The organism is Rosenbergiella sp. YN46 (genome assembly GCF_036620675.1).
Lineage (GTDB): Bacteria > Pseudomonadota > Gammaproteobacteria > Enterobacterales > Enterobacteriaceae > Jejubacter.
The window spans coordinates 147,119-162,422 of sequence record NZ_JAZHEE010000003.1 but is presented as its reverse complement, the minus strand read 5'-3'; the positions used below and the strand labels follow the sequence as shown (position 1 = coordinate 162,422).

The following is a 15,304-nucleotide window of genomic DNA, read 5'->3' as shown; positions in this document are numbered from 1 at the left end:
ATGTCTTATTTGAATAGAGTCTTCGCGGCGCGATTTTTGAAGACGCTGCTGATTATATGTGCGATTGCGCTGCTGATTGCGGCTATCTGGTACCTGGGCCCTTTCTTTGGGTTTGGCGAATCTCGTCCGCTGGAAAGTATCGAATCGCGTGTCATTTTTATGGTTCTGGCGATTTTCTGTCTGGTGAGCTTCTGGCTACGTTGGTCGCTGTTTATTATGGCGACGGCGACGCTATGCGTGCTGATCTGGGTGTTAGGGCCGTTTCTGCTGGCAGGGCAACAATACCCCCTGGAGCCGATTGGCGTCAGGCTATCGATTATTGCCGGTATTTTGGTTATTGCCCTGCTGTATGGCATATGGAAGTTGCTGCTGGCGCTGAAAGATAACCCAGCCCTGCTGGATAGGTTTACCCGTAAGAAACCCGTGCCGGAAAACGATACTTCTGAAGTGGCTTCGGTTATCCGCAACGCGGTGGATTACGTTAATAAAAACCGCGGTAGTTTATCGTTTTTTCAGCGTGTGATTCTAGCGCGTAAACCGCTGGATGTATTGCCCTGGTATCTGATGCTGGGGACGGATAAATCCGGTAAGACCTCCGCCATACTCGCCTCCGGGCAGCACTTTCCGCTGCCGGAACAGCTCAATCAGGTGGGACGTCAGGGGCCGCCTACCCGTAACTGCGAATGCTGGTTCGCCAACGATGCCGTGTATGTTGATACTGCTGGAAAATATGTCAGCTCTCCGGAAAAGAGCCTTCCTGAGTGGCGGGCGCTGATCCGCGCGCTGAAGAAGTATCGCCCGGTGAAAGCCATTAATGGCGTTATCGTGACTTTTTCCGCCGCCGATATTATGGGCAGCACAAAAGCTGAGCTGTTTGAGTTGGCCGCCAGTCTGCGTGCCCGACTGGAAGAGCTGCGCCAGAGTCTGGGGGTACGCTTCCCGGTCTACGTCATGGTAAGTCGTATGGATCAGCTGCCCGGGTTTTCCGAATACTTCCGTATTCTGACCGAGCAGGAACGCGAGCAGGTCTGGGGTGTGACCTTTCCTTATGGTTCGGCGATGACGGCGACTGTGGGAGAGTTTCACGAACAGATTAAAGAGGAGTTCGCGTTACTTGAACAGCGTATTGAGCGCGAAATGATCGTGCGCCAGCAGGAGGAGTTTGACAACCACGATCGTAAAAGAATGTACGCGTTGCCACAGGACTTCCATGTGCTGACTGCGCTAATGACGGAAGTGGTGCAAAACGTCTTTTTCGCCTCTCGTTACGATGAAACTCAAAGCTATACCACGCTGCGCGGTATCTATTTCTCCAGTAGCCATCAGCCGGTGGATTTCAGCCTGTTGAACAACCGGGCCATTATTCGTAAGTGGTCAAATTACGTGGAGAACAATATCCCGGCAGTGGTCGCTTCGGTGGAACAGCAACCCGGTGAACAAGACTTCCTGGTCAGCGATGTTTCCTATGGGCGGCAGTATTTTTTAAAGCAGTTGTTCAGTGAGGTTATCGTTAAAGATGCCGATCTGGCTCGCCACAACCTGACGAATGAGTCGAAATATCGGCTACAGCGTTTGTTGGGGCACTGTGCGTGCATTTTGCTGGCGGTATTCCTGCTTAACGGTTTCCACAATAGTTATAAAAATAACAGCAGTTACCTGAGAGCCGTGGACGCCAAAGTCGCGACTTTAAGCGGTGAGGTGAGCCGTTTTGTTAAGACGGCCAACGAGAATTTTCTCCCCAGACTGCTGACGATGTCACAGTATCTGCCGGAATATGGGGCGCTGGATGTGTATAACCCCACGCTGGACTGGCGTTATGGCCTGTATACCGGCCACGATGTGGTGAATGCCTCCGGTACGCTATATCAGTTCTTCCTTGAGCGTTTGATGGTGCCGCAGATTGAGCGTCAGGTGACCCAATCGCTGCAGGATGCGATTGATTACGATAAGCCGGCGCAGATCTATAACCGTCTGAAGCTTTACCTGATGGTGTTTGGTAAAGGCAAGTTCGATAAGACGTTTATGATCGAGCAGATTACCAACCTGTGGGAGGAGAGCGGCAAGCTACAGCCTTATCAGGAACGCCGTATTTTCATTACTCACCTGAATAACCTTTTTGCCTCAGCGGAATGGCGGCGCTATGGCCAACAGGCGGATGAAGGGATGGTGAAATATGCGCGTGCGATACTGGATCGTGTGGATATTACCGGCCGTTTATATGAGCGTGTTAAAAGTTCTGTAGCACAGGACGTTCCGGCAGACTTAACGCTGAATGACCTGACCAAATCCCGCGGTGGGGAACTGTTCTCGTTTGCGGATGCCGATGGCGCCACCTCGATCCCCGGGTTATTTACCCGGGCCGGTTACTACGAACAGTTTAAAAAAAAAGTGGACGCCAGATTGGTGCTGCTGGAACGTGAAGATGCCTGGGTAATGGGACGTAAGGAAGGCGGCGCGAAAAGCGCCGCTTTGCCCCGGATGCGCCTGACCGAGAATGGCGCGCTGGTGAGTCCGGTTCAGGAACAGATTCTGACGCTTTATCTGGACGAATATACCCACCACTGGCAGGAGTTTCTGGCCAATATTCGGATCAAAACCGATGTCCTGGCTCTGGACTATGGCAATGCGGGACTGGCATCGGAAATTTATATGCTCAGAACGCTGTCTGCCACTGATTCTCCCCTTGTCCGTTTGGTGCAGCGTGTAGTGGACGAAACCACGCTGTCAGGTAAAGAAGAGAAATCGTTGCTGGATAACATCAGTAATAAGGGACGGATACTGAATGCCGCATCACGGGTGAGTCTGGCTTATGCCGCACTGGAAAAAAAGCTGCTCTGGGCTCACGTGGATAGCCACTTTGCGCCGTTGCGTGAGTTTGTAACCGGCAGTACCAGGCCTGTGATGGAACCGCATATGGCTGCAACAGGTACGGAATTAAGTAAGCTGATGGGCGTGCTGAACGAACAGTATACGCTGTTCGTTATCTATGACGATGCGCTAAAAAGCGGCAATACGCTGGCGTTATCCAACTCTGCGCTGAAGCTAAGTGCGGAATCTCAGGCCTGGCCTGATCCGTTACGAAATCTGATAAGCCCATTGCTGGATGGGGCTTATCACCGGGCAAGTGATGAGGCTATAGCACGCAGTAATGAAGGTATCGAAGATAGCCTGGGTAGAGTGTGTCGTACTACGCTTGCGGGGCGCTACCCGTTTACGGATAGCCAGAAAGAGGTAAAGCTGGCTGACTTCGAGCGTTTCTTCGCTGTAGACGGTCTGGCCGATGAATATTACAAAAAGCATCTGGCGGATAAAGTGGATGCCTCTTCGAAGCCGTGGCGCTATAAGGGCGGAATGCAGGGAGACGATACTGGCGATTTAGCGGTGTTCGAGCAGGCGGCGGCAATACGTAATGCCTTCTTCCAGGGGGATGGCCGCAAAATGTTGCTCAATCTGGGACTTTCCGTGCCTTATATGGATCCGACCGTGACGCAACTGAACATGAACTTTGATGGTGAACAGGTCAACTACATCCACGGCCCGGTGGCGCCGGTGGCTTTGTCCTGGCCCGGCTCGCGTCTGGGGGCCAGGATAACCATTAGTGCCACACCACGCAGTGATTCAGGCTCCTCGACCATGATGTTTACCGGCCCCTGGGCGCTGTTCCGCTGGTTGGAAGATGCCAGAAAAATTATTGCCACCAGTACAGGGGAAACCGTATTGGTCTATTCCCTGGGGAAACGTCGCGCGGAGATCGAAATTACAGGGCTGACATTTGATGATGAGCTGGCTGTGGATTTGTTGAGAGATTTCCGCTGCCCTGGCGATTATTAACAGTAGCAATTACTGGCTAGAGGGATGAAATGGCGGTGCGTCTACATTTACTTGTCGATAATTTGCCGGTTGGTACCAGGAACGGTGGAAAAAAGAGAAGCCAACAAATTGCTTCTCTAATCGCTCAGTCTGTTCTTCCGGAAATGGAACTATCCGTTAATTGTAATGATTTGCCAGAGGATTATCCGTGGTGTTTTCTTGTTTCCGGAAAAGAAATTGGTTGTAAGAAATACTACGCTGGTGCTCTTGTGAATTTTCGCAATGTCCATGGGAGGCGCTCAAGTATAATTATTTATTCTGCGCTGTCATATCCGTGGTTAAAGAAAAATATGAGTTCACAGTATCCAATTACGTTCTGGATGGCGAGAATTCTAAATATTATTCCAGAGATAGATCGTGCTGAAGAGTGCTGGGATCAGTTGCGCCTGTGGGTTACAGCGTTACAGCGTTCATATTCTCCATTTTGGGAATCTATTATTTTGACACATAGCTACCAGTTTAAGAATCGTTCTCAGGTTTTGCTCAGGGAAGGGTCAAAGGAGGACTACCGTATACGAGATAGCGACGGTGTTGGCGTCATGCCGTGGAAACACTGGCCCGACAACATTCAGGAGGAGGCTGGTGTTTGGCTGTGGCGGCAAAGCCGGCACTGTAAAATATTAGATTCACAAAGAATCTTATTACAGGGCGACGGGGCTGAACGACCCGACGTGTCCATTTAAGATACAATTAACGATCAGGTGATTATATGTCACGTACTATTAAATTAAGTAGTCCAGCCATGCCGCAACTGCTTGGAGAGCAGGCATTGGTCATTTCTAAACTGGATGGCGAAGAGGCTCTTTCTTCCCTCTATACCTACGTGATTACGGCTAAAACGCCTGCTAATCCTCTGATTCCCTGGCAGGCGGCATCGAACGTCGATCTTAAATCGTTAATCGGTAAAGAGATGACGGTGGAGATTGAACTGGACGGAAATGGACTAGGAGCCCTTATTGGCATTGGTCAGGGGGTACGCGAAATTTCTGGTATGGTTCAGAAAGCCCGTTATATTGGGCGTGATGCTAATCAGGCACTCTATGAAATTGTTATTCGCCCCTGGCTGCATCTTGCGGAGCTGACTACCGACTTTAAAATATTCCAGCAGAAAACTGTCGTTAATATTATCGATGACGTGCTGGGTGATTATAATTTTCCGTATGAGAAGCGTCTTTCAGGGAGTTACCCGCAGCTGGACTTTCAGGTTCAGTATGGCGAAAGCGATTTCAACTTCATCGAACGTCTGATGGAAGAGTGGGGGATCTACTGGTTCTTTGAACATAACGAAGGTAAGCATAAGCTTATTCTGGTGGATAATGTGGGGGCTCATAAGCGTTCTCCAAGCGAAGCTTACCATGTTATTCAATATTCTGCGGACGATCCGAAGCTGGATGAAGAATATATTAGCCAGTTCCATTTTCAGGAGACAATTACTTCCGGAAGATGGGTGACGAATGACTATGATTTTACTAAATCCCGCGCTGATATCATGGCGCTGGACAGCAAGCCGCGTAAGACCAGCTTTAACGAAATGGAAATTTACCACTGGCCCGGGGACTATGAGCAACCGGAGATCGGTGAACAGCTGGCGCGAGTGCGTATGGAAGAGCGCGGTGCCCTGGGATCGCGCAGCGAAGGCTATGGAGAGCTGCGCGGAATTGCCTGCGGTACAAACTTTGAACTGACTGGCTACCCTGTCGAGAAGGCTAATCGCGAATATCTGGTGTTGCGCAGCCATCTGATGGTTGAAGAGATCGGTCAGGTAACGGATCAGAGCGAATTCAAATATCGCTGTGACTTCAGCGTGCAGCCAACGACCAAAATTTACCGACATCCGATGACGGTGCCCAGACCGAAAACCAGCGGCCCTCAGACCGCAGTTGTGGTGGGGCCACCGGGTGAAGAGATCTGGACGGATGAGTATGGCCGCGTCAAGGTGCGTTTTTTGTGGGATCGTTATGGAAAAAATCGTGAGTCCGACTCCTGCTGGTTGCGTGTAAGCCAGGCCTGGGCGGGGAATAACTTCGGCGGTATTTACATCCCGCGTATCGGCCACGAAGTTATCGTCGATTTCATTAATGGCGATCCGGATCGACCTCTCATTATGGGCAATTTATATAACAACGTGACGATGCCCCCCTGGGAATTACCGGTTAACGCAACCCAGAGCGGACTGATTAGCCGTACCCTCGGTGGCGGTCGCAGTAACTATAACGGTATCCGTTTCGAAGATAAGCCTGGTCTGGAGCAGTACTGGGAGCAGGCCGAACGTAATATGAGCCGTTTAACCAAGCAAAATGAAGACCAAACGATTGGCCTGAATTCCAACATTAACGTTGGCGTATCGCGCAATTTGTTTGTCGGGGCCAATTATATGTCTGATGTGATAGGCAATAGTAGTGCGCTGGTCGGCGGTGCTTTGGCTATCCAGGTGGGAGGTAACCAGAGCGATAATGTCGCAGGAGCCAAGGGGATAAACGTAGGAGGCGCCTTCATGAATAATGTGGGGGGCTACCACTCGCTCAGCGTTGGCGGCGCGCACCAGGTTAACGTGGGGGGGTATCATTCCCTGGCCGTGGGCGGAGCGACCACGATGGTGTCCGGTGGCTGTATGTCACTGAGTGCCGGGGGAGAGTTGGTTCTGGCTGCGAGTAAAATAAAGCTGTGTGCCGGCCATATCGTAATTCAGGGGAGCCAGGTGGATATCAATCCTGGTGACTGCTGTAACAGCAACGGCGGCGGCGGTGGCGGCGGCGGCGGCGGCGGTATGGTTGGCCTGCCGGGGCTACCAAAGATCTCGGCGCTGTTTGGTGTGGTAATACCACTGCCGCCGCTCCCGACGCCGACGCCGACGATATCACCGACACCAACACCGACGACAACGCCGACAGTAACGCCGCTGAGAGTGGATCCGACACAAGCACCGACGGAAACGCCAACTCAAGCACCGACGGAAACGCCGACGCAAGCACCGACGGAAACGCCGACGCAAGCACCGACGGAAACGCCGACACGAACGGCGCGATCATGGCTGTTGGATATTCCTGCACCGACACCGACACCCTAACTATCGGAATGCCTTCCTGGCGGGTAAGCGTTTATCCGCGGGGAGGCGCTAACGTTAAGCACAAGGAGAATAACGATGCAAAATGCAGCTCGGGTTGGCGACGCTACGGCGCATGGTGGTGCGTTGTGCACCGGATCGGGGGATGTTTTCATTAATGGATTGCCGGCAGCGATGATGGGAGTCAGTGTGGCGCCCTGCGCACTGGGGCATGGCGCGGCACCTGTTGCGTCGGGGTCGGGGAGCGTATTCATTAACGGAGCTCCCGCGGCACGGCTTGGGGATGTCACCGGTTGTGGCGCGGTGGTAGTGACCGGGTCGGGTGATGTCTATATAGGTGGATAACCGGTGAATATTCGATTTGAGTGGCCGCGTGTCCGTCCTGGCGTTCGGCTGGAACAAGGTCAACTGCCGGAAAGCGGCGTCGCTTTTACTCTTCCTGACGGGGCCTTCGGGCCCTGTAGTGGGAATGAAGAACAGGAGTGTATCGTTTTTTATTGGCACCTGACCCGTCCGGTTGTACGTAACCAGTGCCATAACCATGTGTGCTTGCTGGATGGCGTTGAGACAGATGCAGGCAGCGTTCATCCATTGCGCAACGATACCCGGATTCAGGCCGGAAATTTTAATCTTATTATTGATGTCGATCGGGAATGTAAGGAAGACGAACAGACCTTCTATCGCATTATCTATTCAAGCGGGGAATGGGATCAGGTCAATAAAGTCCCTGAGGTTGAGGATATCTTGCCCAACGGGGGGGACTATACCCATGACTTACGCTACTTCAATGATGTGGTGCTGGCGCTGGATAAGGGCGATGACGTTCTGAAAACACTGGAGGTGGAATACAAACGCTTTTTGATCTGGCAAGAGCAGGAAGGGGCATATCATGATGCTGTGAACTATCAGGGGGATTTTATCCTGAAGACGGATAACCGATTTGATAATACTCGCGAGCAGATAAAAGACAAAACGTTAACCGAGTGTATTGTCGGTCGTTCATTCCTGATGGAGAAAGTCTGGCCCGAGATGAATATCGATAATCAGGTCAGCGATATCTTTGCTGATGATGACAGAGTCGATGTGCTTAAGTCGCTTTCCCCGGAGCATATTTCAGCGAAGAGCAAATACAAGGTACCAGAACTGGTATTCCAGGACTTCTACAAGATTGGGCTGGACAGTCATTTTTAAATAAGGATGAGTTAAATGCAAAACTTTACCTCACTGACACAAATGCTTAAGACATCATCGTTACGTGAAATGTTTGAGCAGATACTGGCGCAGGTCAAAGCGCAGCCACAGGATATTAAGGCCAGAGAAGTGCTTTTTAAACTGTACTGTGTGGATGGCGTGTGGGATAAGGCGCTGTTGCAGCTCCAGACCATGGCATTAATGGACGCAGAGTATAAGAAGCAGATCGAGTTGTATAAGAATCTGGTGTTCAGTGAGATGCAGCGGGTTCAGGTATTGGCTGGTGAACGCCGGGCCGCCACGCTGCAGGGGGATTTTCCTGAATGGATGGAAAAGCTTCATCAGGCTAACGTACAGCAGTATCAGGGCAAGGTGGAGCAATCTGAGTCAATGAGGCTGGAAGCGTTTGATGAAGCGCCGGAAAGTGCCGGAAGTAGCGATGTGATGGGAACATTTGGCTGGATTGCTGATAGTGATGGTCGGCTGGGGCCTCTGTGTGAATTTATTTGTGCCGGCGGATATCGCTGGGTGCCCTTCTCTGCGATTCGATCTCTGGAGGTAAAAAAACCGGGAGATCTTCTGGATTTACTCTGGGTTCCGGCCACGATGCAGGTGGGAGATGACTCCTGGTATGGTTATATCCCTGCGCGCTATCCTATCCAGCGGGATGATGCTCAGGAGATTAAGCTGGGGTTCAGGACGGAATGGGCCTCTCTGTCCGATATTCTTTCTACGGGAAGCGGCCGCAAGGTGTTTATTACCGATCAGAATGAACATTCTGTCATGGAAATAGGGGCGATTACCTTCGGATAATCTCATGGAAAGAAAACATCAATATCCCCCCACTCTACTGGAGCGGTTGCTGGATGATGAGCCGAAGAGCCCGCACGATCGTATGCGTCCCCTGGATATCAGGGGTTTGCGGCGCATAGTGCAGAACGATATCGCCAGCCTGCTCAATCATATCAATATTGAAGATGTCCTTGATAGCGTACAGCATAAACCAGCGATGAGCTCAGTGGTTAATTATGGTATTCCTGCGATGGTAGGCACGCATGCCGATCATCATAGCTGGGACAGTATTGAAAAAACGATTCGCTCTGCGATCTTGCGTTTTGAACCGCGTATCATTCCTGAAACACTGCTAGTTCGCCCATTAAAGAAAGGCTCAGATCTTGCCCGGCATGCCATCATCATTTTCGAGATTCGTGGTTTGATATACTGGTCGCCACGCCCGGTAGATCTATGCATCAATGCTCGCTATGACATTGAGTCCGATAAGCTGGAGCTCCGCCTGTTTCAGGAGTGAAAACGCGGATGACTTGCTTATATTTTTAATCTATTTTTCAGTACAATGACGAGATGGCCTGAGATGTTTGATCGGGCCTCATTCTTAGCCTTGATTCTCAAAATAACTCACTGCCCTGTGTAGGGGTGATAGGATTAGGATAATTCAATAAGTATCTGAACTGTTCTCTCCTTGTCTGGGTGCACAAAACAGATTAATTAACCGAAAAAAACAATTAAGATGGGTTTATGTATTACATAATTCCAATTTGACAAGAAATTTGATCGTTTTCTATATTGGCTATAGAATACGCAATGTAAAGGACGTAGGGACCTGAAAGTTAAGGCAAATGGATATGCCCTCTTCTCTTCATTCACCGCGCATTACGGTCAGTTGTGCTTTTAGCTATTTACATGGGGTCGTATTAGCCTGTTCAGAGTTGGTACAGAGGGGATCTTATTCCTTTTTTATTAAGAGTGTTCGCATTGGTCTCATATCACCATTGATATAATCTGCATATTCGATTGTCTTGTTTATTGACGTAGAAGGGAGTCTGAGAGACAAAAAATGTGATTCTGGCGGAAGAAGTCCTGTGCGTCTGGCATAGCTGTATAGCTATTGTGATATGTTAGTTTTGTTCACTTTTGTCAGTGTTGGGCTGCGCTTGCGTGTGACTAAGGGAAATCACACTTGATTTGTTGACTCAAGGGAGTGCATGTGCCATGTTAAAAATATTAATGATGGACTCTGATTATTATCAGGCGTTAGGGTTGAGTTATTTGATATTAAATCAACCTATTAGTGAGCCTCTGGACATTTGTTTTCTGTTGCCATCGGATGATAAAAACATTGACGTCGCGAATGTCGTCTTCCGTAGGGATATGGTGACGATTAATATTTTTAACGACAAATTAAATCCGGAAAACAGAACTCCGGGAGCCAGAAGGAGAGAGAAGATTACTCTGCATGTTCCTTTTTTATCCAAAGGATATACGATGAGTGATATCTCCATAAGAATCAAAAAGATACTGTCTATTGCTAGCGTTGAATATAGTGCGTTACGTACCAAAGAAGATGCCTACTGTTCGTTGGGGCTTAAGAAGTATGCCCAACTTTCTGAAACCGAATACGATGTTATGTTATTGATTGGTCGTGGATACAGTAGCGAAGATATATCGAAAATACTAAATCGTTCCCGTAAAACTATCAGCACTCATTACCGCAATGCCAGCCGTAAAATGGGAATGGCGAACCGTGCTGAGTTCTATCGTTATGCTTCTTTTGTTGCCAAATGCGGACGCGATGAAAGGAATACTTTCTGCTTGTAAGCTAAATATGCGAGGGAGTTGCCATGAGTAGTGGTTCTAGTAAAAACGTGTTCGTTACACCTTTAACAGGTCGTTTACTATATATATTGCCTGTTTGCTTTTCTTCAGTTTCTTTTGCAGCAAATAACGACACCATCATCGCTGATGGAACCCAGCGTACGATAGATAGTCTGACCCTTGAAAACGAAACCAGTGGTACGTTTATTATTCAGGTTCGTAATGGAGCACAGCTGGATGCCACAAATCTTGTACTGAATAGTTTTGGTATTCGGGGAGGCGCGGCATGGATCGATAATAGTCAGTTTAATGCGGATTCTCTGAATATTAGTGTTGTTGGAAAGTCTGGCTCGGGTATCTATTTAGCTAACGGCAGTGAAGCAACGATGGGGAATATCACCATTTCCGGGCAGGACAGCGCCCAGGGGCTGGTTTTGGATGGAACGTGGTCTGGTCCGCCTTCCGTCACTATGGCGAAACTAAGCGACAGCGATATCACGACAGCCGATGGCGACGCTATTATGGTGATGAGTGGCGATCTTACGCTTACTAATGTTAATGCCAGTACGGAAGGCAAGAGTGCTCATGCGTTAAATGCTAATTCGGCTGCCGTGATTCACTCCGAGGGGGGAAGTTTCTCTACTCAGGGAGAGAACAGTAATGCGGTTTGGGTAGCATCGGCGGATTCATCGGTCACTATGAGTGGCGCGACGGTAACCACGGCTGGCTATCGCGCTATTGCCATTAATAGCCAGAAGGGGACTACGACTATCTCTGATAGTACGATTGAAACCCAGGGAGAAAACGCCTACGCCTTATACACCGAAAATCAGATCGCTGGCGATAAGCTTACGATCACCACCGCTGGTGTGGGTGCAACTGGCATGTTTGCAGCGCTCGGCGCAACGGGAACCTTAACTAATAGTAAAATTGTGACCAGCGGCGAGTCTGGTTTTGGTCTGACGGCCTGGCCTGGCTCGCGGATTATCGCCGATAACGTAGAGATTGAAACCTCGGGTAAAGAGGGAGCGGGGTTACGTGCCTATGCGGGAATATTTGACGTCAGTAATAGCCGTATACTGACTAACGGAGAGAACGCTGCGGGTCTGTTTGCCAACGGTTACTCTACGACACTGCGCAATGAGGTTCAGTTAACTAACGTCACACTTGAAAGCAAGCAGGCACAGGCGGTGGATGCCAATGCGACCTCGCTGACGTTGACGGCTAAAGACTCAACGTTGACTGGTGGTGATGGTAGAGTGATGACGATCAGGCATTATGAAGATGCAGTCGATCCGGTCAACAATCTGTATAGCAACGTAATATTCAACGCTGAAAATAGCACCCTGAATGGCGATATCGCGGTGTCCGATCCGGGTAACCAGGTCGCGGTAAACCTGAGTAGTGGCACCGTGCTTAATGGTGCCGTCACACATGCAACATCGCTATCGGTTGATAGCACCAGTACCTGGAATATGGACAATAATTCTAGTCTGGGGCAGTTCACAAATAACGGGACTATTGTTTTTTCTGATTCGAATAAGTTCGACACCCTGAAGGTGACGGGCAACTATGCGGGCGATGGCGGGTTGCTGGTTATGAATAGCGTGTTGGGTGATGATGGTTCCCCGGCGAATAAGCTGATTGTGGGCGGCGATGTGGAGCAGGGTACGACAAAGATAGCTATCAACAATCTGGGAGGAAAAGGCGCTCAGACCGTGGAGGGCATTGAAGTCGTGAGCGTTGGCGGCACCTCCATAGGACGTTTTGAAAAAAAAGGGCGTATCGTAGCGGGCGCCTATGATTATGATGTCGTCAAGAAGGGAGAGAACTGGTATCTAACCAGTACTTATACGCCTGAGCCGGAGCCGAATCCAGGCCCGAATCCGAATCCAGGGCCGAATCCGAATCCAGGCCCGAATCCGAATCCAGAACCGAACCCGGAGCCGAAACCGAGTCCGAAAAAGCCGGATGTTCGACGCCCGGAGGGGGGAAGCTATACCGATAACCTGGCGGCGGCGAATACCATGTTTACCATGACATTGCACGATCGTCTGGGAGAGCCTCAGTTCGTTGATGCTCTGAATAACCAGGGGGAAGTGACCAGCTTGTGGTTACGTCAGGTGGGAAGCCATAGCGGCTGGCGTGATGCGAGCGGTACGCTTAAAACGCGCAGCAATCGCTATGTTGCTCAACTCGGCGGTGATGTGGCGCAGTGGAGCAGTAATGGCAGTGACCGCTGGCATGTTGGCTTTATGGCCGGTTATGGTAATACCCGTAGTCATACCAGTAACTCGCTGGTCGGCCATAGCTCTAAAGGAAGCATGAATGGTTACAACGTGGGTGGATACGCCACGTGGTACGCCAGCGATGAAAAGCAGGCTGGAGCCTATCTGGACAGCTGGGCCTTATATAGCTGGTTCAATAACAGCGTAAATGGGGACGATTTGCCAACCGAAACCTACAAATCCAGCGGCTTTACCGCATCTCTGGAAGGGGGGTATACCTGGCAGATTGGCGAGTACACTGGCAGTAAAGGAACGGTTAATGAGTGGTTTATCCAGCCTCAGGCTCAGGTTGTATGGATGGGAGTGAGTGCGGATGATCACCGTGAAACTAACGGTACTCTGGTTCAGGGTGAAGGTGACGGCAATATGCTCATCCGCCTGGGGGCAAGAACCTGGATTAAGGGTCATCACGCTATGGATAAGGAAAAACAGCGTCAGTTCCAGCCCTATCTGGAGGCTAACTGGTTGCATAACACGCGGGATTTCGCAACCCGTATGGACGGCATGCGTATCAGCCAGGAAGGAGCCCGAAACCTGGGCGAAGTTAAAGTCGGTGTAGAAGGGCAGCTCAACCCGCGCCTTAATGTCTGGGGAAATGTAGGTGTACGCATTGGGGCTGCCAGTTATTATGACAGCGCAGCTATGGCCGGCGTAAAATATAACTTCTGATTCATCTCCTGTAGCCACCAGAGTTGAATATTCTGACCCTGCCCGTTAAGGGCAGGGATTTGTCGGAAACGATAGAGTCTGGTGCTGCTGCAGCGTTGATTTTCCCAATCGGCCAGAGGAATAATTTTACTGCTCTGGCCTGCCTGTAAATAATATTCCAGTGTCCCTGGTGGTGTGGGGAGGAGGGATTTCATCAGGTTGGCTGTCAGCGTAGTTCTTTTTCCTGCGGTTTTCAGGGGGGGAGCGTGTTGATTGTCATGGAAAGCAACAATATATCAGAGGTTGTTTGTTGGTATGTGGGGTTATGACAACCGTTATCCAGCATATCTGTGTGGCTTTATTGGTTAGAAATATAGCCCCTCCTTTTTATAAAACCCTGCTCTTCTTCATACTGGCACATGCCTGCGAAAAGTGTTTTTTATTTAAATTTCTTCAGTTATGATTATTTTTCATGTGGTAAACAGGCTTGAGGTACATCTTTAGTGCAAACATAAAGAGCCTGCGTTTATCCTGGGTTGATTATCTTAGATGATGTTGGGTAATGAAATTGCAATGCAGCGCACTAAGGTTTTTGAAACATGAGTGAAGAGAGGATGCTTGATTTTTATCGCTGTGATGGCTCGGTGTATTTACTGACCAATGGCCCTGATCTTATTAGTAATCAATTGCGGACGGGTAATAACTGGGATGAGTATACAATAAAATTGTCTCTTGAGTTAATCAGAGGGGTTAAAAAAACCGTGCTAATTGATATCGGTGCGAACCTGGGGGCATGGTCAGTTCCTGTGGGGAAAGAGATAAAAAAACTTGAGGGAGTTATCCATTGTTTTGAACCCCAGCGTCCCGTTTACTATCAGCTCTGCGCCAATCTTTTGTGTAATGAGCTGATAAATTGTCATGCCTACAATATGGCGGTTGGCGATTACACTGGCTCCATTGATATTCCGCTTCTTGATATCTTTACTTTTCCTAACTTAGGCGCGCTGTCATTATCTGAAAGTATACGAAAACAACAGGGATGGGTAACAGAAACAGCAGTGAAAGAGACCGTTAAAATAATCACCCTTGATCGGATGCAGTTACCTGCAGCAGATTTAATTAAAATTGATGTTGAAGGTCTGGAACTAGAGGTACTGCAAGGTGGAAAAAACTGGATAAAGCAATCAGGAAATCCCCCAATAATTTTCGAGGTGTGGGGCGATTATATTGAAGGGCTACGCTCAAGAAGGGAGCGACTGCTTGATTTTATGCAAGAGGAAATGAGGTACGAATTATTTATCAATGAAGAGGTTTGTGTTGGGCAGCATATTGAGAATATAAAGATTCCACTGTCAGAACTAAACCAAAATTTCTGAAGGATAAAAATACCAGAACCAATGGATTGAATTTGACGTCGATTGGAATTTATCTCGTTTTTTTAGATTAACGACAAGTGAAAAAAATACTGCTATTCGCATCAAGTCAACTGAAATCTAAATTATCTCTATCCTGATTATCTTCTGACGTGTCTGAATCACATGAACTGATAATCACTATTATTATATTAGAGGCCAATCCTCAGTATTCTGCTGTGCTAAATCAGTTTCTGAATAATATGTTCACTTCAGAA

The 15,304-nt window shown here is 49.1% G+C and carries 10 protein-coding genes; all 10 read left to right on the top strand.

Annotated elements, in window-relative coordinates; genetic code table 11:
- The 10 genes from tssM to V3W49_RS04090 all read left to right on the top strand — a co-directional run bounded on the left by tssM (position 1) and on the right by V3W49_RS04090 (position 15,050).
- Positions 1-3,831 carry a type VI secretion system membrane subunit TssM gene (gene tssM / locus V3W49_RS04135; RefSeq protein WP_500143852.1) on the top strand — a complete coding sequence of 1,277 codons (3,831 nt, stop codon included), beginning with the start codon at positions 1-3 and terminating at the stop codon, positions 3,829-3,831.
- Positions 3,832-3,860: 29 nt separating this feature from the next.
- Positions 3,861-4,553 (top strand): T6SS protein Cts1T, encoded by a 693-nt coding sequence (locus V3W49_RS04130; RefSeq protein ID WP_500143851.1) that lies wholly within the window; start codon positions 3,861-3,863, stop codon positions 4,551-4,553.
- A gap of 59 nt (positions 4,554-4,612) precedes the next feature.
- Positions 4,613-6,937 carry a type VI secretion system tip protein TssI/VgrG gene (tssI, locus tag V3W49_RS04125; protein ID WP_500144015.1) on the top strand — a complete coding sequence of 775 codons (2,325 nt, stop codon included), beginning with the start codon at positions 4,613-4,615 and terminating at the stop codon, positions 6,935-6,937.
- A gap of 75 nt (positions 6,938-7,012) precedes the next feature.
- Entirely contained in the window at positions 7,013-7,279 is a 267-nt protein-coding gene (locus V3W49_RS04120) for a PAAR domain-containing protein (protein ID WP_500143850.1), read from the top strand.
- A gap of 3 nt (positions 7,280-7,282) precedes the next feature.
- Positions 7,283-8,125 (top strand): TagK domain-containing protein, encoded by an 843-nt coding sequence (locus V3W49_RS04115; protein ID WP_500143849.1) that lies wholly within the window; start codon positions 7,283-7,285, stop codon positions 8,123-8,125.
- A 15-nt stretch (positions 8,126-8,140) separates the two neighbouring features.
- Positions 8,141-8,938, top strand: coding sequence for a type VI secretion system accessory protein TagJ (locus V3W49_RS04110; RefSeq protein WP_500143847.1), 798 nt, complete (start codon positions 8,141-8,143; stop codon positions 8,936-8,938).
- A gap of 4 nt (positions 8,939-8,942) precedes the next feature.
- Positions 8,943-9,434 (top strand): type VI secretion system baseplate subunit TssE, encoded by a 492-nt coding sequence (locus V3W49_RS04105; RefSeq protein ID WP_500143846.1) that lies wholly within the window; start codon positions 8,943-8,945, stop codon positions 9,432-9,434.
- A 701-nt stretch (positions 9,435-10,135) separates the two neighbouring features.
- Positions 10,136-10,741 (top strand): helix-turn-helix domain-containing protein, encoded by a 606-nt coding sequence (locus tag V3W49_RS04100; protein WP_500143845.1) that lies wholly within the window; start codon positions 10,136-10,138, stop codon positions 10,739-10,741.
- Positions 10,742-11,124: 383 nt separating this feature from the next.
- Positions 11,125-13,695: an autotransporter outer membrane beta-barrel domain-containing protein gene (locus tag V3W49_RS04095; RefSeq protein ID WP_500143844.1), complete on the top strand. Its 2,571-nt coding sequence runs from the start codon at positions 11,125-11,127 to the stop codon at positions 13,693-13,695.
- 578 nt (positions 13,696-14,273) lie between these two features.
- A complete protein-coding gene (locus V3W49_RS04090) occupies positions 14,274-15,050 on the top strand; it encodes an FkbM family methyltransferase (RefSeq protein WP_500143843.1) in 777 nt (258 codons plus the stop codon).
- Positions 15,051-15,304 lie beyond the last annotated feature (254 nt).

Bases quoted from the DNA above. Each gene is read 5' to 3' on its own strand.
- tssM (WP_500143852.1), top strand. From the start codon at position 1: ATGTCTTATTTGAATAGAGTCTTCGCGGCGCGATTTTTGAAGACGCTG.
- V3W49_RS04130 (WP_500143851.1), top strand. From the start codon at position 3,861: ATGGCGGTGCGTCTACATTTACTTGTCGATAATTTGCCGGTTGGTACC.
- tssI (WP_500144015.1), top strand. From the start codon at position 4,613: ATGCCGCAACTGCTTGGAGAGCAGGCATTGGTCATTTCTAAACTGGAT.
- V3W49_RS04120 (WP_500143850.1), top strand. From the start codon at position 7,013: ATGCAAAATGCAGCTCGGGTTGGCGACGCTACGGCGCATGGTGGTGCG.
- V3W49_RS04110 (WP_500143847.1), top strand. From the start codon at position 8,141: ATGCAAAACTTTACCTCACTGACACAAATGCTTAAGACATCATCGTTA.
- V3W49_RS04105 (WP_500143846.1), top strand. From the start codon at position 8,943: ATGGAAAGAAAACATCAATATCCCCCCACTCTACTGGAGCGGTTGCTG.
- V3W49_RS04100 (WP_500143845.1), top strand. From the start codon at position 10,136: ATGTTAAAAATATTAATGATGGACTCTGATTATTATCAGGCGTTAGGG.
- V3W49_RS04095 (WP_500143844.1), top strand. From the start codon at position 11,125: ATGGGGAATATCACCATTTCCGGGCAGGACAGCGCCCAGGGGCTGGTT.
- V3W49_RS04090 (WP_500143843.1), top strand. From the start codon at position 14,274: ATGAGTGAAGAGAGGATGCTTGATTTTTATCGCTGTGATGGCTCGGTG.